Origin of the sequence: Geodermatophilus sp. DSM 44513 (genome assembly GCF_032460525.1) — a bacterium.
In the GTDB taxonomy this organism is placed as follows: domain Bacteria; phylum Actinomycetota; class Actinomycetes; order Mycobacteriales; family Geodermatophilaceae; genus Geodermatophilus.
Genome location: NZ_CP135963.1, coordinates 2,112,340 through 2,132,402 on the forward strand (window position 1 = coordinate 2,112,340; position 20,063 = coordinate 2,132,402).

Annotated in this window: 19 protein-coding genes and 1 pseudogene; 14 read left to right on the top strand and 6 right to left on the bottom strand. The window is 76.3% G+C overall.

What is annotated here, in order from left to right:
- Window positions 1-61: 61 nt before the first annotated feature.
- A complete protein-coding gene (locus tag RTG05_RS10250; RefSeq protein ID WP_208104898.1) occupies window positions 62-316 on the bottom strand; it encodes a hypothetical protein in 255 nt (84 codons plus the stop codon).
- A gap of 238 nt (window positions 317-554) precedes the next feature.
- Between RTG05_RS10250 and RTG05_RS10255 the strand changes: the two genes are divergently transcribed.
- Window positions 555-1,349 (top strand): DUF427 domain-containing protein, encoded by a 795-nt coding sequence (locus RTG05_RS10255; protein WP_166528539.1) that lies wholly within the window; start codon window positions 555-557, stop codon window positions 1,347-1,349.
- A 72-nt stretch (window positions 1,350-1,421) separates the two neighbouring features.
- On the opposite strand, the gene RTG05_RS10260 is transcribed toward RTG05_RS10255, so the two are convergent.
- From RTG05_RS10260 to RTG05_RS10270, 3 genes are all read right to left on the bottom strand, one after another.
- Window positions 1,422-1,637 carry an oxidoreductase dimerization domain-containing protein gene (locus RTG05_RS10260; RefSeq protein WP_315912519.1) on the bottom strand — a complete coding sequence of 72 codons (216 nt, stop codon included), beginning with the start codon at window positions 1,635-1,637 and terminating at the stop codon, window positions 1,422-1,424.
- A 207-nt stretch (window positions 1,638-1,844) separates the two neighbouring features.
- Complete coding sequence (locus RTG05_RS10265) at window positions 1,845-2,057, bottom strand: phosphorylase family protein (protein ID WP_315912520.1); 213 nt, start codon at window positions 2,055-2,057, stop codon at window positions 1,845-1,847.
- Between the two features lie 124 nt (window positions 2,058-2,181).
- Window positions 2,182-2,511 (bottom strand): nucleoside phosphorylase-I family protein, encoded by a 330-nt coding sequence (locus RTG05_RS10270; RefSeq protein ID WP_315912521.1) that lies wholly within the window; start codon window positions 2,509-2,511, stop codon window positions 2,182-2,184.
- A gap of 473 nt (window positions 2,512-2,984) precedes the next feature.
- Here RTG05_RS10270 and RTG05_RS10275 point away from each other — a divergent pair, with 473 nt between their 5' ends.
- The 5 genes from RTG05_RS10275 to RTG05_RS10295 all read left to right on the top strand — a co-directional run bounded on the left by RTG05_RS10275 (window position 2,985) and on the right by RTG05_RS10295 (window position 7,716).
- Window positions 2,985-4,052, top strand: coding sequence for a FecCD family ABC transporter permease (locus RTG05_RS10275; protein ID WP_315912522.1), 1,068 nt, complete (start codon window positions 2,985-2,987; stop codon window positions 4,050-4,052).
- Window positions 4,053-4,065: 13 nt separating this feature from the next.
- Window positions 4,066-5,151, top strand: coding sequence for a FecCD family ABC transporter permease (locus RTG05_RS10280; RefSeq protein ID WP_208104900.1), 1,086 nt, complete (start codon window positions 4,066-4,068; stop codon window positions 5,149-5,151).
- Between the two features lie 68 nt (window positions 5,152-5,219).
- Entirely contained in the window at window positions 5,220-6,161 is a 942-nt protein-coding gene (locus RTG05_RS10285; protein WP_166528541.1) for an ABC transporter substrate-binding protein, read from the top strand.
- Entirely contained in the window at window positions 6,158-7,015 is an 858-nt protein-coding gene (locus RTG05_RS10290; protein ID WP_166528542.1) for an ABC transporter ATP-binding protein, read from the top strand. Before RTG05_RS10285 ends, RTG05_RS10290 begins: the two co-directional genes overlap by 4 nt.
- A 17-nt stretch (window positions 7,016-7,032) precedes the next feature.
- Window positions 7,033-7,716 carry a hypothetical protein gene (locus RTG05_RS10295; RefSeq protein WP_166528543.1) on the top strand — a complete coding sequence of 228 codons (684 nt, stop codon included), beginning with the start codon at window positions 7,033-7,035 and terminating at the stop codon, window positions 7,714-7,716.
- Window positions 7,717-8,037: 321 nt separating this feature from the next.
- Here RTG05_RS10295 and RTG05_RS10300 read toward each other — a convergent pair whose 3' ends face one another.
- Together RTG05_RS10300 and RTG05_RS10305 are read right to left on the bottom strand one after the other, a co-directional pair.
- Window positions 8,038-9,843 carry an ABC transporter ATP-binding protein gene (locus RTG05_RS10300; protein ID WP_166528544.1) on the bottom strand — a complete coding sequence of 602 codons (1,806 nt, stop codon included), beginning with the start codon at window positions 9,841-9,843 and terminating at the stop codon, window positions 8,038-8,040.
- Window positions 9,840-11,504: an ABC transporter transmembrane domain-containing protein gene (locus RTG05_RS10305; protein WP_166528545.1), complete on the bottom strand. Its 1,665-nt coding sequence runs from the start codon at window positions 11,502-11,504 to the stop codon at window positions 9,840-9,842. The genes RTG05_RS10300 and RTG05_RS10305 overlap by 4 nt, the downstream gene beginning before the upstream one ends.
- A gap of 264 nt (window positions 11,505-11,768) precedes the next feature.
- Here RTG05_RS10305 and RTG05_RS10310 point away from each other — a divergent pair, with 264 nt between their 5' ends.
- From RTG05_RS10310 to RTG05_RS10345, 8 genes and pseudogenes are all read left to right on the top strand, one after another.
- Window positions 11,769-12,569 carry a siderophore-interacting protein gene (locus tag RTG05_RS10310; protein ID WP_166528546.1) on the top strand — a complete coding sequence of 267 codons (801 nt, stop codon included), beginning with the start codon at window positions 11,769-11,771 and terminating at the stop codon, window positions 12,567-12,569.
- Window positions 12,570-12,692: 123 nt separating this feature from the next.
- Window positions 12,693-13,733 (top strand): ABC transporter substrate-binding protein, encoded by a 1,041-nt coding sequence (locus RTG05_RS10315; RefSeq protein WP_166528547.1) that lies wholly within the window; start codon window positions 12,693-12,695, stop codon window positions 13,731-13,733.
- A gap of 34 nt (window positions 13,734-13,767) precedes the next feature.
- The gene (locus RTG05_RS10320; protein WP_166528548.1) at window positions 13,768-14,832 is read left to right on the top strand and encodes an ABC transporter substrate-binding protein; all 1,065 of its coding nucleotides are present in this window, start codon (window positions 13,768-13,770) and stop codon (window positions 14,830-14,832) included.
- A 14-nt stretch (window positions 14,833-14,846) separates the two neighbouring features.
- On the top strand, window positions 14,847-15,389 hold the full coding sequence (locus RTG05_RS10325) for an ABC transporter substrate-binding protein (protein ID WP_166528549.1): 543 nt from the start codon (window positions 14,847-14,849) through the stop codon (window positions 15,387-15,389).
- Entirely contained in the window at window positions 15,389-16,399 is a 1,011-nt protein-coding gene (locus RTG05_RS10330; RefSeq protein ID WP_315912575.1) for an ABC transporter substrate-binding protein, read from the top strand. The genes RTG05_RS10325 and RTG05_RS10330 overlap by 1 nt, the downstream gene beginning before the upstream one ends.
- Before the next feature lie 342 nt (window positions 16,400-16,741).
- Window positions 16,742-16,849, top strand: a pseudogene (locus tag RTG05_RS10335) (ATP-binding cassette domain-containing protein); the annotation flags it as partial.
- A 39-nt stretch (window positions 16,850-16,888) separates the two neighbouring features.
- The gene (locus RTG05_RS10340) at window positions 16,889-17,074 is read left to right on the top strand and encodes a hypothetical protein (RefSeq protein ID WP_315912523.1); all 186 of its coding nucleotides are present in this window, start codon (window positions 16,889-16,891) and stop codon (window positions 17,072-17,074) included.
- 1,276 nt (window positions 17,075-18,350) lie between these two features.
- Complete coding sequence (locus RTG05_RS10345; RefSeq protein ID WP_208104901.1) at window positions 18,351-19,964, top strand: molybdopterin-dependent oxidoreductase; 1,614 nt, start codon at window positions 18,351-18,353, stop codon at window positions 19,962-19,964.
- The last annotated feature ends 99 nt before the right edge of the window (window positions 19,965-20,063 follow it).

Sequence of the window (20,063 nt, forward strand, 5' to 3'; positions counted from 1 at the left end):
GCACCGCGCGGTCGCACCGGGCGGAGGGCGCCTGCCGCGCCGGCGGGCGACCGATCAGCGGTCACCACGCGGGGGAGGGGAGCCACCCGCCGGCGGCGGCGCGGAAGTGCTCCGGGGGCAGCCGGCCGGCTCCGGCCGGGACCGACCCGAGCAGCGGGACGCCCACCCGTGGCAGGTCCGCGAGGTTGCAGCGCTCGGCCATGCCCGGCTCGGCCGGCCAGGATCCGACGACCAGGCCGGCGGGTTCCAGGCCGCGGGCGCGCAGCGCCTCGACGGTCAGTCCGGTGTGGTTCAGCGTGCCGAGCCCGGCAGCCACCACGACACCGGATGGGGTCTGGCCGTGTCGTCGCTAGACGCCGACCGACTGCCGGCGGGCCCGCCAGGTCCGGCTCCGTCCCGTCGCCCGGCCGCACCCCCCGGGCAACGGCGGCGGAGCCTGGACAGCCCCCTCGTCCCGGGGGAGGCTGGCGTGCGCGGCGTCGTCCTGGACGTCGCGACCGGCCGGCTGAGCCGGGTCCGGTGAGCCGGCGCCCGAGCAGGAGAGGAGAGGGACCGTGTCGCTGACCCTAGGCACCGGGCCGCTCGCGCGGCCGTCGGCGGGGCAGCTGAACGCCGACCTGTGGTCGGTCGCGCCCGCGCACGCGCTGTTCCTCCACCCCGTGCAGGAGCGCATCCGGGGCATCCTCGGCGGGGAGACGGTGGTGGACACAACCGGCGCGGTGATGCTGCACGAGACGGGGCTGCTGCCACGCTGGTACCTGCCAGAGGCTCACGTGGCACCGGGCGTCTTGGAGCCGAGCGACACCCGCACCACCTGCCCGTTCAAGGGCGAGGCCGTGTACTGGCACCTGGCGGTCGACGGCCGGCGCGTGGCCGACGCGGCGTGGTCCTACCCCGACCCGGTGGAGGGCTGCCCGCCGCTGGCCGGCCTGGTCTCCTTCCCCTTCGAGGCCCTGGACACCTGGCTGGTCGAGGACGACGTGCAGATCGGCCACCCGCGCGACCCGTTCCACCGGGTCGACGTCCGCCGCTCGTCCCGGCACGTGGTGGTCCGCGTGGGCGGGCAGGTGGTCGCCGAGACCGGCAGCCCGTTCGCCGTGGTCGAGACCGGCCTGCCGGTGCGCTGGTACGTGCCGGGGTCCGACGTCCGGCCCGGCGTGCTGGAGCCGAGTGCCACGACGACGGTCTGCGCGTACAAGGGCGTGGCCACCTACGAGCACGTCGTGGTCGACGGGCACCGGTACGACGACGTCGTGTGGTGCTACCGCGAGCCGCTGCCGGAGGCGCTGCCGATCGCGGGACACCGGTCCTTCCACGGGGACGGCGTGGAAGTCGCGGTCACCACCTGAGCCGCCGGTCGGGCGAGCCGAGGCAGCTCTGCAGCGGGTCCGCGACGCCCGAGGTCGGCCCGGCCCGGTCGGTCAGGACACGCCGCGCTCCTGCTCGAGCAGGCGCAGCCAAACCTCGCTGAGGGTCGGGAACTCCGGTACCGCGTGCCAGCGGGTGTCGACGGGCACCTGGCCGACGATCGCGATGGTGGCCGCGTGCAGCAGCTCGCCGACCCCAGGGCCGACGAACGTCGCACCGACGAGCAGGCGGCTGTCAGCGTCGATGACCAGCTGGGCGGTGGCGTGCACACCCTGGCCCTCCCCTGACTGCTGAGCACCGGGTGCTCGTGCTCCGCCGGGAGACCCAGACGACGGGCGGCGCCCGATGAGCGCGGCCAGCCGGGGCGGTCGGCCGGAGCCGACGCCGGCCACCCGAGCCGCGCAGACCGGTCCGACGACCGCACCCGCAGCCCGTGACGCGACGGCCCAGGAGGGCCTTGGCGACGGCACGGCCGCTCAGGGCAGCCGCTCCAGCAGCCGCACGAGGAGGCTGCCGAGACCGCTGGCCGCGGCTCTGCCGGCGGAGACGACCTCGCCGGCGTCCAGCGGCTCGCCCGTGACACCGGCTGCGGCGTTGGTGACCAGCGACAGGCCGACCACCTCCAGCCCGGCGGCGCGGGCCGCGATCGCCTCCAGTGCGGTGGACATGCCGACCAGGTCGGCGCCCATCGTGCGCAGCATGCGGATCTCGGGGTCTCGAAGTGCGGTCCCGGCAGCGCGGCGTAGACGCCCTCGGTCAGCGACGGGTCGAGCTCGCGGGCCAGGGCGCGCAGCCGCGGGGAGTACAGCGCGGTCAGGTCCAGGTGGTCGGCGATGAGGACGACCTGTCCCACCCGGTGGTCGGGACGCAGCCGCCTGCGGCGTTGGTCAGCACGACGGTGCGTACGCCGGCCGTGGGTGCCGTCCGCACTCCGTGCACGACCGGTTCCACGCCGCGACCCTCGTAGAGGTGCGTACGCCCCAGGAAGAGCAGCACCTTGCGCTCACCGACCCGCACCGACCGGATCTGTCCGCCGTGCCCGAGCGCGGTCGGAGCGCTGAAGCCGGCGAGGTCGCCGATCGCCACCGAGGAGGCCGCCTCGCCGAAGGTCCCGGCAGCGGGTGCCCAGCCCGAACCCATCACGATGGCGACGTCGTGGTCACTCCCGAGGGCGTCCTCGAGCTGCTCGGCGGCCCGGTCGGCGAGGCGGAGGGCGTCTGCGGGACGTGGAGGTGTCGGCCCGGCACAGCCGCCACGCTAGGTGCCGACCTGGGAAGTGGTTCCACGCCGGTCGACGGCACGACCGTCCCAGCGCCGTGCTGGTCGCCTGACGACCACACCCGGCGCCCACCCATGGCCTCCGGAGCGCGCGTGGCCGGGGACACGCCACGTGATCGGGTGCTCCGGGCGCGCTTCTTGTCGCGGGTGGGCCCGAGGACGGTCGGGGACGACCGGAGGGTTCCGCGGCGGTTGGCGATCAGCACCGGTCCCCGCGGACGGTCGACCCCCCTGGCTGCGGCCGCTGACGGGGAGGATTTGACACGGCGCAACAGGTTAGGCAAGCCTCACCTCATGCGAGGCTGGATGTCCCGCGATCGCCCCCGGTCCGGGCACTGATGGCGGTGCTCGTCGCCCGCCCGGCGGCCGTGCGCCCGGACGGGGGGGACCGCCGCCGCGGGCTCCTCTGCCGCGCGGGCTCCCGTGCGGGGGGCCTGGTGCTGTTGCTGGTGCTGCTGCTGGGCGTGTGTCTGCTCAGCCTGCGGGTCGGCTCGGTGGAGCTGTCCGCGCAGACGGTGTGGCGGGCGTTCACCGATTTCGATGGCTCCAACGAGCACCTGATCGTCACCTCGCTGCGGCTGCCGCGCACGCTGATCGGCCTCGGCGTCGGGGCGGCGCTGGCGGTGGCCGGCGCGGTCATGCAGGCGGTCACCCGCAACCCGCTGGCCGGGCCGGACATCCTGGGTGTCAACGCCGGCGCCGCCTTCGCCATCGTGACCGCGGTCTTCCTGCTCGGCGTGGTGAGCCCGTCGATGTACGTGTGGTTCGCCTTCGCCGGGGCGGCGGTCACCACGGTGCTGGTGTACGGCATCGGCTCGGTGGGGCGGACCGGCCCGAGCCCGGTCAAGCTGGCGCTGGCCGGCGTCGTGGTGACCTCGCTGCTGGGCTCCTGGACGTCGGGGGTGCTGGTTTTCAACGAGCGGACCCTCGACGAGGTGCGGTTCTGGCTGGCCGGGTCGCTGGCGGGGCGCGACCTGGGGGTGTTCTGGCAGGTCAGTCCGTTCCTGGTCGGCGGTACGGTGGTCGGGCTGCTGCTGACCCGGCAGCTCAACGCGCTCGCCCTGGGCGAGGACGTGTCCCGCTCGCTGGGCCAGCGGACGGCGCTGGTGCGGGCCGGTTGCGCCGTCCTGGTGGTGCTGCTGGCCGGGGGCGCGGTGGCCGCGGCCGGGCCGATCGGCTTCGTCGGCCTGGCGGTGCCGCACGTCGCCCGCGCGCTGGTCGGACCCGACCACCGCTGGCTGGTGCCCTACGCGGCCGTGCTCGGCCCCGTGCTGCTCATCGCCGCCGACGTCGTCGGCCGCGTCGTGGCCCGCCCCGCGGAGCTGCAGGCCGGGATCGTCACCGCGATCGTCGGCGCCCCGTTCCGCATCCATCTCGCCCGCCGGCGCAAGCTGGCCGGCCTGTAGCGGACGCCGCCCCGTGGCCACCCCACCCGTCGAGCACGCCCGGCCGCGGCCGGACGCCGGACCTCGCCGGCTGACCGTCCGCAGCCGGCGGGTGCCGGTGTCGGCGCGGCTGAGCGTGCGCACCGCGGCCCTCGGCGCGGTCGTCGCCGCGCTGGCCCTGGCGGCGGCGGCCTGGACGATGACGCTGGGGGAGTTCCCGGTACCGCTGTCGGACGTGCTGGCCAGCACGTTCGGCGTCGGCACCGCCGACCCGGCGCACGACTTCGTCGTCCGCACGCTGCGCCTGCCGCGGGTGCTGGCGGCGCTGCTGGCCGGCGCTGCGCTGGCCGCGAGCGGGGCGGTGTTCCAGGGGCTGGTGCGCAACCCGCTGGTCGCCCCGGACGTCATCGGGGTCAACGCCGGCGCCTCGCTGGTGGCCGTCTACCTGATCGTGGTCACCGGCTCGGCGCTGCTGCTGCCGGCCGGGGCGTTCGCCGGCGCGCTGGTCACCGCGTTCGCCGTGTACGCCTTCACCTGGCGCCGGGGCATCAGCGGCAGCCGGCTGGTGCTGGTGGGCATCGGCGTCAACGCGGTGCTGGGCAGCCTGACCACCCTGATCCTGGTCCGCTACCCGGTCGAGGAGATCGCCCCGGCGGTGCTGTGGACCACCGGCACCCTCTACGGCGCCGACTGGCGCGACGTCACGGTGCTGGTGGTCGGGCTGGGCGTGCTGCTGCCCCCGGCCTTCTGGCTCACCCGCCACCTCACCGCGCTGCAGCTGGGCGACGACACCGCGCGCAGCCTCGGCGTGCGCGCCGAGCCGGCCCGGGCGGCGCTGATCACCGTCGGAGCCGGCCTGGCGGCGACCGCGGTGGCGGTCGCGGGGCCCATCGGCTTCGTCGCCCTCATCGCCCCGCACATCGCCCGCATGCTCGCCGGCCCGCTCACCGGCGGGGTGCTGCTGCTCTCCGCGTCTGTCGGTGCGCTGCTGCTCGCCGCCTCCGACCTGGTCGCCCAGCACGCCTTCGCCGCCGTCAGCCTGCCGGCCGGGCTGGTCACCGCCGCCGTCGGCGCCCCGTACTTCCTGTTCCTGCTGTACCGCAGCAACCGACTCAGCTGAGAGGCCCCACCGTGCTCCCCCCACCCCTCACCAGGCAGCCCCCCCGTCGGACGCTCGCCCGTGCCGCCGTGGCGGCCGTGCTCGGCTGCGCGCTCGCGGCCTGCGGCGCCGACACCGCCGATCCCCAGGACACCGCGGACGCCGGCCGGCAGACCCGCACCGTCGAGCACGCCGGCGGGTCCACCGAGGTGCCCCTCGCGCCCGAGCGGGTGGCCACGACCAGCGAGGTCCTGGCCGGCCACCTCGCGTCGGTCGGGGTGCAGCCGCTGGCCGGTCCCACCGACGTGGCGGAGTGGCTGGCCCCCTACGCCGACGCCGGCCTCATCCCCGGCGTCGACCCCGCCCGGATCGAGGAGGTCGGGGCCGAGGAGACCGACGTCGAGCGGTTGGCCGGGCTGGCCCCCGACCTGATCCTCATCGAGGAGTTCGCGCTGGACCAGTACGCCACCTTCACCGAGATCGCCCCGACCGTGGTCGTGTCCCGGCCGACCAACGCCGACTGGGCGAACGCCTTCGACCAGACCGTCGCCGCGGTCGGCGCCGAGGAGCGGGCCGGGGAGGTCCGGGAGCGCTACACGCGGCTGCTCGAGCAGGTGCCGGCCTCGGCCGGCGAGACGGTGGTGACCTTCCTCCGGGGCTCGGGGCCCGGGCAGTTCCGCCTCGACGTGCTCGGCGGCTTCGGCGGCTCGGTGGCGGCCGAGGCCGGCTACCGCGTCGACACCGGGGACGCTCCCGCCGAGCAGGCCCAGGAGAGCGTCATCGAGTACAGCAACGAGCAGCTCGAGGTGGCCACCGGCGACCTGTTGGTGACCACGACCCAGGCCGAGGGCGGGCCGAGCAGCATCGCCGAGCTCCAGGCCGGCCCCCTGTGGACGAACATCCCGGCCGTCCGGGACGGCCGGGTGGTCGAGTTGCCCCAGCCGGTCTACAACGGCGGCACGTACGTCGCGGCGGAGCTGCTCCTGCAGGCCCTCCTCGACGCCACCGGCGAGGAAGGGCCCGCGTCATGACCGACCTGCGCGCCGAGCACCTGCAGCTGGCCTACGACGGCGACCCGGTGGTGCGCGACCTGTCGGTGGCGATCCCCGAGGGACAGGTCACCGTCATCTGCGGGCCCAACGCCTGCGGCAAGTCCACCCTGCTGCGGGCACTGGCGCGGCTGCTCAAGCCGCGCCATGGGGTGGTCTACCTGGACGGGCAGGCGATCACCCGGATGCCGACCCGGCAGGTCGCCGTCCGGCTGGGTCTGTTGCCGCAGAGCGCCAGCGCCCCGGACGGGCTGACCGTGGAGGACCTGGTCGGCCGCGGCCGGTTCCCGCACCACCGCTGGTTCCAGCAGTGGACGGCGGAGGACGAGTGGGCCGTTGAACAGGCGCTGGCCCTCACCGACACCGCCGGCCTGCGGCACCGCCCGGTCGACGAGCTCTCCGGCGGCCAGCGCCAGCGGGCCTGGCTGGCGATGGCGCTCGCCCAGGACACCCCGATCCTGCTCCTCGACGAGCCGACCACCTACCTCGACCTGGCCCACCAGGTGGAGCTGCTGGACCTGCTGGCCGAGCTCAACGAGACGCAGGGCCGCACGATCGTGATGGTGCTGCACGACCTCAACAAGGCCTGCCGCTACGCCTCCCACGTCGTGGCCATGTCCGCGGGGCGGATCGCGGCGCAGGGCCCGCCGCGCGAGGTCATCACCGCCGACGTCGTCCGCGAGGTGTTCGGCCTGCAGGCCACCGTCATCGACGACCCGGTCACCGGCACGCCGCTGGTGGTGCCGGTCGGCCGCCGTCGGCGCACCCTCCCGGCCCGACCGCGGCCCACCCCGGCGCCCGCCGCCCGGCCGGCCGCCGCTGTCGGGCGCCGGTGACGACCAGGAGGGCGACGGTGCCCGGTGGCGTGCTCGTCGACGCCCCGCTGGCCGGCACGCTGGCGGCCATCGACGCCGACGACGAGTGGGTCAGCTGGCGCCTGGTCCCGGGCCGGCCCGACGAGGACTGGGTGCGCTGCGCCGACGTCGACGCCGCCTTCGTCACCGCCTGGGAGCGGGCGGCGGCCGCCCACCAGGCGGCCGAGCACCGCCGCAGCGACCCGCGCGCGGCCGCGGCTCACGTGCTCGGCTGGTACGCCGAGCTGCCCGGTACCGTGGGCGGGCGGCTGTTCGCCGCCGCCCGCCGCGTGCCCCGGGTGGACGCCGGCTCACTCGCCTTCCGGCAGCACCCGGCCGAGTCCTGGGCCGACGGCGTCGTCCTGCTCGACGATCGGTTCTGGTGCCTGCCCGGGGACGCCGCCGCGGACCACCCCTCGGCCACCGTGGTCGCGAGCGAGGAGGAGCTGTCCGCGCTGCTGCGGCGGCAGGTGCGCGCGCACGCCGACGCCTTCCTGCGCTGGTACCGTCCGGGCGCCCGGCTGGCCCGGCGCAACCTGCTGGGCGCCTTCGTCGACGGGCTGGACTGCGGCGTGTGGCACGGCGAGGACCCGGGCCCCGCCGGACGCGCGGCGGTGCAGGCCGCAGCCTCCCGCGTGCTGCCCGGGGGGACGCCGGAGTTCGCTGAGGCCTCGACGCTGTGACGCCAGGTCCGCCCGCACCCGTGGCCGCCCCGCCGGCGATCCGACGGCGAGCGTCGCACCGGCTGGACAGACCGCGCCGTGAGGGGTGAGTCGCGGCCGGCCAACCATCGGGAGCGTCCTCGACCGCACCTTCCTCGGCCACGGGAGTGAGCGGCACCCCGTAGGCGGTCTCCCTCAGGAGGACCTCGCCGGGTGCGGTGATGAGGCGACGCCGCAGCCGTTGCGGCAGCACCATGCGACCTTGCCCGTCTACGGCGACCCGGGTGACGTGCCCCGTGGATGGAGGTCCCAGGGCATCGAGGGTGACCCACGTCGTCGTGGTCACCCTCGGCGACTGGCCGGGCCGCCGCGGGCGCCGTGCCAGGCGTGCCACAGCTCGGCGTAGCCGCCGCCGGCGGCGAGCAGCTCGGTGTGGCTGCCGACCTCGGTCACGCGGCCGTCCTCGACCACGGCGATCCGGTCGGCGCCGGCGGCCACGTCGAGCCGGTGGCTGACCGCCAGCACGGTGCGCCCGCGCAGCGCCGCCTCCAGCGCGCGCTCCAGGCCGCGGGCGGCGGTGGGGTCCAGCGCGGCGGTGGCCTCGTCGAGGACGACCACCCGCGGGTCGCGCAGCAGCAGCCGGGCCAGCGCCACCTGCTGGGCCTGGGTGGGTGACAGCCGCAGGCCGCCGTCCCCGATGCGGGTGGCCGGCCCGGCCGGCAGGGCGGCCACCCAGCCCGACGCGCCGACCGCGGCCAGCGCCCGGTCCAGGTCGGCGTCGCCGGCGTCCGGGGCGGCCAGCCGCAGGTCCTCGACGAGCGTGCCGCGGAAGACGTGGGTCTCCTGGGTGACCAGGACGACGGTGGCCGGCAGCGCGTTTCCCAGGTCGGTCACCGGCACGCCGCCGACGAGCACCCGGCCGGCGTCGGGTCGGTGCACGCCGGCGACCAGCGCGCCCAGCGTCGTCTTGCCCGCCCCGCTGGGGCCGACCACGGCCAGCCGCTCGCCCGGCGCGACGGCGAGGTCGACCCCGTGCAGCACCTCCGGACCGCCGGCGTAGCCGAACCGCACGCCCTCCACGAGGATCGCGGAGCCGGCCGGTGTGCCCGCGGCCGGCCCCGGCGGGACGGCGGCGTCCTCGATGCCGACCAGCCGGCGCAGCGCGGCGGAGGCCGACTGCAGCTCGTCGAGCAGCTCCAGCAGCGTGCCGACCGGGTCCAGCAGCCGGATCTGGTAGAGCGCGGCCGCGGTGACCACCCCGACGGTGGCGGCGTCCCGGCCGACCAGCACCGTCCCCAGCGCCAGCGTGGTGACCAGGGCGACGACCTGCCCGGCGGTCACCGCCGGGCGAAGCACGTTGCGCGCCCGGGCGGTGGACATGGCCGCGTCGTAGACGGCGTCGGCGTCCGCGCCGATGCGGACCCGCTGCGCGGCCGAGCGGCGGAAGGCCAGCACGGTGCGCAGCCCGGCGGCCGACTCGTGCAGCCCGCCCATCAGCCGGCCGACCCGCGCCCGCTCCTCGCGGTAGCGGGCCGGTGCGTGCCGGGCGTACCAGCGGCCCCCGAGGACGACGACCGGCGCGCCGGCCAGCACCGCGGGCAGCAGCGGCGGTGACAGCAGGGCCAGGGCGCCCAGGGTCAGCGCGATCTCCAGGGTGGCGAGCACGGACGACGGTCCGGCCGTGCGCACCGTGCTGCTCAGCACGGCGACGTCGGCGGTGACCCGGCTGACCAGGTCGCCGGTGCCGGCCCGCTCCAGCGTGGACAGCGGCACCTGCAGCGCCCGGGTGAGGGTGTGCCGGCGCAGGTCGGCGAGCACCCGCTCGGCGGCGGTGGCCATGCGCACCGTGCCCCACCAGGACAGCGCCGCGCCGGCCACGGTGGCCGCGAGGAACGCCGCGGCCAGCGGCCCGAGCAGCTCGCCCCGCCCGGCGACCGCCGCGTCGACGATGCGGCCGAGCAGCGCCGGGCCGGCCAGGGTGACCCCGGTGGCGGCCACGAGGACGACGGTCGCCACGCCCAGCGCCCCGCGGTGGGGGCGGAGCAGCCGGCCGGCGGCGGCGCGGGTGCGGGGGCCGTCGGCGACCGGCAGCGGGTGAGCGGCCGGTTCCGGGGCCTGCGGTCCGGGGGCGGTCGGGGGAGCGCTCACCGGCCGGCCACCTCGGCGGCCGGGTCGACCAGGTCGCGGTAGGCGGGCGCGGCGGCCAGCAGGTCCGCGTGCGGGCCCTCGGCGGTGACCCGCCCGTCCTCGACGAGCAGCACCCGGTCGGTCGCGGCCAGCAGGGCGGGGCTGGTGGTGAGCGCCACCGTGGTGCGCCCGGCCCGTGCCCGCACCAGGCCGGCCACCACCTGCTGCTCGGTGTGCGCGTCGACGGCGCTGGTGGGCTCGGCCAGCACGAGCACCGGCGGGTCGGCCAGCAGCGCGCGGGCCAGTGCGACCCGCTGCCGCTGACCGCCCGACAGCGAGCGGCCGGCGGCGGTCACCTCGCCGTCCAGACCGATCCGGTCGACGACGTCCTCGGCGGCGGCGTCGCCCAGCACCCGGCGCAGCGCGGCGTCGTCGGTGGCACCGCCGGCAGGGCCGGCGAGGGCGAGGTTGTGCCGCAGGGTGCCGGCGAACAGGACGGCGTCGTGCTCGGCAACCAGCAGCCGCGCGCGGACGGCCTCCGGGGGCAGCTGCGCGGCGTCGCACCCGTCGAGCAGCACCCGGCCGGCGTCGGGGTCACGGTGCGCGGCCAGCACGTCCAGCAGGGCCGCGGCCGCCGCGGGGTCGGTGACGACGACGCCCACGTGCTCGCCGGGCGCAACCTCGAGGTCCAACCCATCGAGCAGCTCGCGGCCGGCACCGGCGACGGCCACCCCGGCCAGCCGCAACCCGCCACGAGCGGGTCCCTCGGCCGGAGCCCGCGCGCCGGCGGGGCGGTCGACAGCGGTGCGGTCGAGGGCGGGCGGCAGGTCGAGGGTGCGGGCCAGCCGGGCGGCCGCAGCCGCGGCGCGCGCCCACTTGCGGCCGAGCTCGCCGAACGTGGCGATCGGCTCGACGAGGAAGGTGGCCAGCCCGAAGGCGGTCACCAGCTGGCCGGCGGTGAGCGAGCCGGTGAGCACCTGCTGCCCACCGATCCACACCAGGACGGCGACCAGCGCGCCGGGCACCACGATGCGCAGCGCCTCCCAGACCGCGTCGAGCCGGGCGACGTCGACCGCCGCGCCGCGCACCGCGGCGACCCGGGCGGTGAACCGGCGCAGCGCCGCGGCCTCGCCGCCGAACCCGCGCAGCACCCGCACGCCGGCGACGGTGTCGGCGGCGGTGGCCGCGGCGTCGGACAGCCGGTCCTGCTCGGCGGCCGCGCGCTGCTCCAGCGGTCGCCACAGCGGCACCATCGCCAGCAGCGCGGGCACCAGGCCGAGCACGACGACCAGGCCGAGCGGCACCGAGGTGCCCAGCAGCACCGCGGCGACGCCGGCGAAGACCACGACCGAGGCGCTGCCGCGTAGCAGCACGTCCATGGCCGCGGCGATCCGGACGGCGTCGGCCTCGGCGTGGCTGATCAGCTCGCCGGAGGAGCGCCGGTCGACCACGCCGCCGTCGGGGCGCAGCAGCCGGTCGGCGACGCGCTCGGTGACCAGCCGCTCGGTGTCGCTGAACAGCCGGCAGGCCAGCCAGTGCCGGACCGCGCCCGCGCCGGCCTGGACCGCGCCGGCGAGGGCGATCCCGGCCAGCCAAGGGAGCAGCGCGCGCAGGTCCCCGCTGGTGACGCCGGCGTCGACGGCCCGGCCGAGCAGCACCGGCAGCGCGGCCAGCGACCCCATCCACAGCAGGGCGGCTCCCGCGCCGAGGGCGATGACCCAGCGGTGGGCGGCCGCGGTCCAGCGCAGCAGCGCCGGCCCGGTCAGCGGCGCGGGCAGCGGGCGCTCGACCCGCGGCAGGCGGCGGGGTGCCGGTGCGATGCGCGGGCCGGCGGCCCGTCCCCCGGTCGTCCCAGCCGCCGGCTGAGGCTACCGTCCGTTGACCACATAGGTAAGGCTGCCCTAAGTTTGTCCCGTCACCCGTCCCACCCTGACCGGAGGTCCCCCGTGCACGGACGCGTCGTCACCACCGAACGGCTGACGCCCGGGATGGTCCGCGTGGTCCTGGGTGGTGACGGGCTGGCCGGCTTTACCTGCGACGGCTGCACCGACGCCTACGTCAACGTGGCGATCCCGCCGGCCGGTGCGCCGTACGCCGCCCCGTTCGACGTCGCCGAGGTGACCGCCGGCCGGCCGCGGGGGGAGTGGCCGGCTCGCCGCCGGTACACCGTCCGGTCCTGGGATGCCGACCGGCGGCTGCTCACCCTGGACGTCGTCGTCCACGGCGACGCCGGCGTCGGCGGGCCGTGGGCGGCGAACGCGCGGCCGGGTGACGTGTTGGTGTTCACCGGGCCCGGCGGCGGCTACCGGCCCGACCCGGCCGCCGACTGGCACCTGCTGGCCGGCGACGAGTCGGCGCTGCCGGCCATCGCCGCCTCGCTGGAGGCCGTGCCCGCCGGGGCGCCGGTCGTCGTCCGCGTCGTCGTCGACGGACCCGAGCACGAGATCCCGCTGCCCTCGTCCGGCGCGCTGGACCTTGTCTGGTTGCACCGCTCCGGCACACCACAGGATGCCGACCTGCTCCCCGCCGCCGTCCGCGCGCTGCCGGCCTGGCGCGGACGACTGCAGGCGTTCGTGCACGGCGAGGCCGGCGAGGTGCGCGAGGTCCGCCGGCACCTGCTCACCGAGCGCGGCGCCACCCGCGCGGACCTGTCCTGCTCCCCGTACTGGCGGCGCACGATGACCGACGAGGCCTGGCGGCAGGTCAAGGCAGCCTGGACCGCTGAGGTCGAACGGGACGTCGCCTGATGGCCCGTCCACCGCGACCGGCCACCGCGCCGGCCGGCGTCGCCCACCGGCTCCTCGACGAGGTCGAGGCCGGGGTCATCGCCGCCCGCGACGTCCGCTGACCCGACCACCGGAAGGACCCGCGTGCCCGCCCTGCTCGCCCCGCCGTCCCCACCCTGTTTCCTGCCGCCGGCCGACCTCCTCGTCGACCAGGCCACCCGCCGCGACCTGCTCCGGGGAGCAGGCGTCCTCGGGCTGGGCGCGTTGCTGACCGCCTGCGGCGGCTCGTCCGCCGGCCAGGGGGAGCAGCGATCGGCGTCCGGCGGCTCCGGCGCCGCGGGGGAGGGGGCTACGCCACAGCGCGTCGTGGCCCTGGAGCACAACACGTTGGCCTACCTGCTCGACCTGGGCGTGGTGCCCGTGGCGGCCGGCACCTTCGCCGCGGGCTTCTTCGGCCCGGACGTCGCCTTCCACCCCTCGCTCTACGAGTACGGCGCGGCCGAGGTCGACCCGCTGCCGCAGGTCGAGCTCGACCTGGAATCGCTGGTCGCGCTGGCCGCCGACCTGCTGATCGGCTCGGAGAGCGCGGTGGACGCCGTCGGTCGCGACCCGCTGGCCGCCATCGCCCCCACCACGAGCTATGCGCGGCCGGGGACGAGCACTTCCTACCGCGACGAGCTGCGCGCGGTTGCCCGGTCGCTCGGCCGGGAACGGCGGGCCGACGAGCTGCTGGCCGAACTGGACGCCGAGCTGGCCGACCTGGCGTCGACCCGCGCCCTCCCGGGGGTCTCCACCGCCTCGGTGGTGCGTCCGATTGACGACCAGAGCTTCTACCTGTTCACCGCCGACTCGACCGCGGGCGCCCTGCTCGCCAGCGTCGGTCTCGACCCGGCAGCCGCCCTGGACGCGCCCGCTGTCGACCGCGGCTTCGGCCGGATCGAGCTGTCGGCCGAGCGCCTCGGTGAGCTGCGGGGTGACGTGCTGGTCGTGCTGGCCCGCGAGGAGGGTGACTTCGACGCCGGGGTGCTCGCGGGCCTGCGCGCCAACCCCCTGTACGCCGGCCTCCCGGCGGTCCGCGCCGGCCGGGTCGCCGTCGGGGACAACTTCGTGCTGCTCGGCGTCGCCGGCGTCCGGAGCATCGCGCCTGAGCTGGGCCGGGTGGTCGACCGGCTGCGGCCGGCCTGAGCCCCGCCCCTGCCCCTGCCGAGGAGTGATCGCCGTGCCCACCCTGCTGCTTCCGCCGTCCCCGCCCGGCTTCCTGCCGCCGGCCGACCTGCTCGTCGACCAGGTCACCCGCCGCGACCTGCTCCGGGGTGCCGGCCTGCTCACCGTGGCCGGTGTCCTCGCCGCCTGCGGCGGCTCGGGGAGCGGGGAGACCACGCCGGCCGCCGGCGACGGCGGTACCCGCGGCTACACCGACGACGCCGGGCGGGACGTCGATATCCCCGTGCGCCCGCAGCGCATCGTCGCCACCCACGGCCGCAACGCCGGCGGCCTGGTGCTCGCCCTCGGCGGGCCGGTGGTCGGCATCGCCACCCGCGACGGGGGGCTGGAGCTGGCGATCACCCGCTACTTCAACGCGGCCGGCATCGAGACGGTCGGTGAGTACAGCGAGCCCGACGTGAAGAAGATCGCCACGCTGCGCCCCGACTTGATCGTGCACCAGGCCGCCGACGGGCAGGTGAGCCTGGAACCGGAGGTGGTGCAGCGCCTGGAGCAGCTGGCCCCGGTGGTCGGCTTCGACGTCTTCCAGCCGGTCGAGACGGTGACGGCCAAGGTGGTTGAGCTGCTCGGCACCCCGGAGGCCGAGCAGGCCGCCGCCGAGCAGCGCGCCCGGTACGAGGAGGCCCTCGGGGAGCTGCGCGCCGTGCTCGGCGACCGGTGGGCCGACGTCACCGCGTCCTCGCTGTTCTTCTACGGCGCCGACGCCGGGTACGTCGCCGCGGGCGGGCCGCAGATCAACGCCGGCAACAACATCCTGACTTCGCTGGGCGTGTCCTGGACGCCGCTGGTGCAGCAGGCCGCGGCCAACGGGCAGTTCCTCGGCGACATCAGCGTCGAGCGGCTGCCGGAGTTCGACGCCGACCTGCTGATGGTCAGCACGTTCGAGGACCCGGACGTCGAGGCGCTGCCCCTCTACGGCGGCCTGGCCGCCGTCCGCGCCGGCCAGGTCGTCGCCGTCCCCGACAACCTGGTCGGCACCCACTACCTCAACTACACCGCGGTGGCCGAGTACCTGCGCGACCAGCTCGTCGGCCGCGAGCTGCGCACCGACCTGGTCTGACCCGAGGAGTACCGATGCCCACGCTGCTCGCCCCGCCTGCGTCCACCCCACCGGCCGACGACGCCACCCGCCGCGACCTGCTCAAGGGAGCCGGCCTGCTCACCGTCGCTGGGTTCCTCGCCGCCTGCGGCGGCGGCGATGTCGGCGGACCGACCGGTCGGCGGACCCGCACGGTGGAGCACACCGCCGGCACCACCGAGGTGCCGGTCGACCCGCAGCGGGTGGTCGCGCTGGACGGCACGCTGGAGTTCGGCCTGATCGCCCTGGACCTGGCCCCGGTGGCGGTGGATGCCAAGCACGACGCGTGGCGGGAGGGCGTCGCCGACCTGCTGCCCGCGGACCTCGACCTCACCGCTGTGCCCCGGTTCGGGGCGGGCTACGAACCCGACCTGGAGGCCGTCGCCGGCGCCGCCCCGGAGGTGGTCGTCGGCACCGATGTGAACCACACCGAAAGCTACGACCGGCTGTCCCAGATCGCGCCCACGGAGCTGCTCCACCGCGGCGCCCTGACCTGGACCGCCGACGACGACGACGACAAGGAGCCCATCCCGTGCTGATGACCGTCCTCGACCGCTGCCTCCCGCCGGCCCCCATGCCCCTCTCCGACGATGTGACCCGCCGCCGGTTCATCCAGGGCGTCGGCGCCGTAGGTCTGACCTGGGTGCTCGCCGGCTGCGGCGGCGCTACCCCGGTGGCCGGCGAGCAGGCACCCGCCGAGGGCGACACGGTCACCGTCGACAACCGGTTCGGGTCCTTCCAGGTGCCCCGCGAGCCGCAGCGCGTCGTCGGCTGGGAAGGTCGCCGGGACCTGGAGACGGCGCTGGCGCTCGGCCTCACGCCGATCGCCGTCGGCTCCAACGCGCTGGGGGACGACAGGCAGCCGGCGCCGTTCGTGCCGGTCGACCTCACCGGCGTCGAGGTCATCGAGCAGACCGAACCGGACCTGGAGCTCATCGCGACGCTGACACCGGACCTGATCCTCACCCGGGACAGCAACATCGAAGAGCTGCTCGACCGGATCCGCACCCTGGCCCCGCTGGTCCCCGTCGGAGGGGACGGCCCGTGGCGACCGGAACTGGAGTCGATCGCTGCCGCGCTGCGCCGTGAGGAGCAGCTGTCCGGGCCGCTGGGCGAGTACGACCGGCGCAGGGCCGAGATCCAGCAGCGGCACGCCGACCGCATCGACAGCGCCGTGCTGGCCGTCGTCCAGTACCAGGAGGGCACGTTCTACTCGTCGGCCACCGACGGTTTCTACCTGCAGGCCAACACGCTGGCCGACCTGGGCGGCACCCACCTGCCGTTCCTCGAGGAGGGCGGCGAGGCGTTCACCGGCGACGGGTTCTCCGCCGAGCGCACCAGCGAGCTGGCCGGCGCCGACGCGATCGTGCTGATCACCAACACGCCGGACGAGCGCAGCCTGCTGGATGCCTCCCCGCTGTGGCAGCAGCTGCCCGCCGTGGCCGCCGGCCGGGTGGTGGAGTCGGACTTCCGCACCAACTACGGGTCGGTCTACGCGGCCGGGGCCTGCCTGGACCTGCTCGACCGCACCTACGCCACGCTCGCCTGAACCCGTCCCGAGGAGCGCTCCGTGCTCGCCGTCCCCGACCGACCCCCGCCACCGGCGCCGGACGACGCCACCGGCCGTCACCCTGTCGCCGCCCGTGGCGGCGGGCAGCGGCGGCCGACGTGAGCATCCCCGTGACCACCGCCCTGCGGGGCATGCCCAACCCGGCGCGGTAGTCCCGGACCAGCCGGCCCAGGCCAGGTGGCGGTGGCCGTGGCCTGCGCGGCCGGGGCCGCCGTGGTGGTGTGGCGGGTACCCACCCGGGAGACCGTGCTGGCCCGCCAGGGTCCCCCCGCGGGGGAGGACGGGGCGGGGTGACCCTGGCGGGCCTCCCTGCCGGCCGGCCTGCACACCCCGGTCGCCGACCGCGGCGCAGACCTGTCCGCCGGCGAGCGGCAGCTGGTCGCGCTGGCCCGAGCGGCGCTCGCCGACCCCGATGTCCTCGTCCTCGACGAGGCCACCGCCGACGTCGACCCGGTCACCGAGGAGCTGGTGGCCGCCGGCCTGCGCAGCCTCGGGGCGGGCCGCACCGTGGTTGTGGTGGCGCACCGGCCGGAGACCGCCTCCCGCGCCGACCGCGTGCTGCGGGTCGCCGACGGCACCGTGCAGGAGCTCCGCCACACCGCGCACCACCCACTGACGGACGCGACCTCGGGGCGGGGCATCGGACACGGCTGACCGCCGACGGCAGGAGCCCTGCCTCGGCGGCAACACGGCGACCGGTGGCCGGAGCGACGCGCACGTCGGCGGCGGGCGACGTCGACGACGATCACCGTGTCGACGTCGTCGACGAGGGAGGAGGAACGACCCGGTGGGTGCGTCGGCGCGTGCTCTGCCGATCGTCCCGTGGGGACGAACTGCTCGCCGAGCACTGGATGCCGTGTGAGCTCGCGTCGGCGACCGCCACGGCGCCCCTGGCTGTCCCTCGTGCCACAGAGGTCGCCTCACGATGCCGTCCGGGATCGTCCGCGGGGGCCGAATGACGGCGCGGCTTCCTGGACTGCACAGGTGACTCCGGGGCAGTGTGACGATCCATCGGCGCTCGATGCGGGGAGCGGTCGGTCACGACCCACGGGGGAGGGGCCACGCCGCCGGGACGGACAGGTCGAGAGCAGGAGGTCACGGCTGTCGGCGTACGTCCTCCCGAACGGTGCTGCGTGACCACCGTTCTGACCACCATTGGTCCCGATCCGCAGTGGTCCGCCGCAGTCCGTTCCGGTCGCGTACAACACCTGAGCTGCGCAGATGGCTGCGAGCGGACCTCGGCGGACCTGCCGCCGACGGCTGGGGGTCAAGGGGTCGCAGGTTCAAATCCTGTCAGCCCGACAGCGAGACCGCAGGTCAGAGGCGGGTCGGCCGAGGAGGCCGGCCCGCCTCCTTCGTGCGTACGGCCACCGGTACAGCAACGCGGTCGGAGCACAGCAACAGCCATCCCTGCCCGTTCGCCCAGCCGCTGGTGCCGACCTGCGTGTGGCCGGTGGGGTCCTGCAGGGAGTGGTACTCGGCCCCGCTGACGCAGGTGGCACCACGGCAGCTGGGTGCGGGGGAGCGCAGGCGGCGGGCGGCGGCCCAGGTGGCCAGCTGGGCCTGACCGTCGATCGCCACCGCTGGGGCCGTTGCCGGCCGGGGTCGGCGTCTCGTACGCCCGCGCCCAGCTCGGGGAGAGCCGCGCTTCCCCGGCAAGCCCGGGTACGGCGGCGAGGTCTTCTCCGGCCGGCCCACCTGACGTGACCTCACCGTCGGCCCCGAGAGCTGCCGGGTCGCGTGAGCAGTCGTCTCGGAGCCGGTGAGGGAGCCCGGACACCGGGCGGGACATCGGTGCGCCGTCGGCGCGGGTGCGGTGCGGTGACCTGTGCTCGCATGACGATGGTGCGTCTTTGCGACGCCGCTCGTGTCCCGGCGGCTGCCGCCGGACACGGCATCCCGTGTGACGCGCACAGGAGAGCAGTCGCAGTTGCGAGACGCCGGCCCCGCCCCGGTGCGCCGCGGTACCGGAGCGATCGCCGGCGTCGCGGCCGTGGCCGCGGCGCTGGGCACGGCGGAGTTCCTCGCCGGTGTGTTCGAGCGTGCGCCGTCGTTGGTCATCGCCGTCGGGGACGCGGTCGTCGACGGCGTCCCGGGCTGGCTCGAACGGGCGGCCATCGCGACGCTCGGCCGTGCCGACAAGCCGGTCCTCGTCGGCGGAATCCTGCTGGTCTCCGCCCTGCTCGGCGCAGCACTCGGCGTGCTCGCCCGGCGCAGGTTCCTCCCGGCAGCCGCGGGGTTCGCCGCCTTCGCCGCCGTCGGTGTCGCGGCCGCTCTCGCCGACTCCCGCACCACGGTCCCCGGCGCCGTGCTCGTCGGCGCGGCCGGGGCTGCGGTCGGTGTCGGCGTGCTCCTCCTGCTGCTCCGCGCGGCGCGGGCGGACCGGCCGGCCGGCGCGGCCACGACGTCGCCGGACACGCCCACCGCACCGGCCACAGCCCCCGGAGGGAGCACGGTCCGGCCGGGTGCGGGACCGCCGGCGGACCGGCGTCGCTTCCTCGCGCTGGCCGGCGCCACGACCGCGCTCGCCGTCCTGGCCGGGGTCGGCGGGTCCCTGCTCTCCGGGCGCGAGGCGTTGGGTCGGCTGCGCGCAGCCATCCGGCTCCCGGTACCGGCCCGGCAGGCCGGGCCGGTACCACCGGGCGCGGACCTCGAGGTCCCCGGCCTGACCCCGCTGTTCACACCGAACGAGGAGTTCTACCGGATCGACACCGCGCTGCGGGTCCCGGTGGTGGAACCCGACGGCTGGCGGCTCGAGGTGCGGGGGATGGTCGACGAGCCGTTCACCCTGACCTACGCCGAGCTCATGGAGCTGCCGCACGTCGAGGCCGACATCACCCTGGTCTGCGTCTCCAACGAGGTGGGTGGTGACCTGGTCGGCAACGCCCGCTGGCAGGGGGTGCCGCTGCGGACCCTCCTCGATCGCGCCGGGCTGCAGGAGGGCGCGACCCAGCTCGTCGGCCGGTCCGTCGACGGCTTCACGGCGGGGTTCCCCGTCCTCAGCGCCCTGGACCTGGAAGAGGCGATGGTCGCCGTCGCCATGAACGGCGAGCCGCTCCCGGCCGAGCACGGGTTCCCTGCACGACTGGTCGTCCCCGGCCTGTACGGCTACGTCTCCGCGACCAAGTGGCTCTCGGCGATCGAACTCACCGACTGGGACGTCGAGGGCTACTGGATCCCGCGCGGCTGGGCACGGGAGGGGCCGATCAAGACCCAGGCCCGGATCGACGTCCCCCGGCCCGGCGGCACCGTCGCGGCCGGGCGGCAGCCGATCGCCGGTGTCGCCTGGGCGCCCACGCGCGGGATCGAGGGTGTCGAGGTGCGCATCGACGACGGCCCCTGGCAGTCAGCGCGACTGGCCGAGCGCCTCGACGTCGACTGCTGGCGGCAGTGGTACCTGCCGTGGGACGCGACACCGGGCCGGCACGCGATCACCGCACGGGCCACCGACGGACTCGGCGAGGTCCAGACCGACGAGCGCACCCCGGTCGCTCCCGACGGCGCCTCCGGCTACCCGGTCGTCGAGGTCGCGGTCGAGGGCTGAGCGGACGTCGGTTCGTCGCCGACAGGGATCCGTCACCGTCCCCGGCACGCCCCTCGGGTGGGCCGCAGGTCGATGCCGTGACCGCGCCACGGGGTGGTG

Bases quoted from the DNA above. Each gene is read 5' to 3' on its own strand.
- RTG05_RS10265 (WP_315912520.1), bottom strand. From the start codon at position 2,057: ATGGGCGCCGACCTGGTCGGCATGTCCACCGCACTGGAGGCGATCGCG.
- RTG05_RS10275 (WP_315912522.1), top strand. From the start codon at position 2,985: ATGGCGGTGCTCGTCGCCCGCCCGGCGGCCGTGCGCCCGGACGGGGGG.
- RTG05_RS10290 (WP_166528542.1), top strand. From the start codon at position 6,158: ATGACCGACCTGCGCGCCGAGCACCTGCAGCTGGCCTACGACGGCGAC.
- RTG05_RS10305 (WP_166528545.1), bottom strand. From the start codon at position 11,504: ATGGGGTCGCTGGCCGCGCTGCCGGTGCTGCTCGGCCGGGCCGTCGAC.
- RTG05_RS10325 (WP_166528549.1), top strand. From the start codon at position 14,847: ATGCCCACGCTGCTCGCCCCGCCTGCGTCCACCCCACCGGCCGACGAC.
- RTG05_RS10330 (WP_315912575.1), top strand. From the start codon at position 15,389: ATGACCGTCCTCGACCGCTGCCTCCCGCCGGCCCCCATGCCCCTCTCC.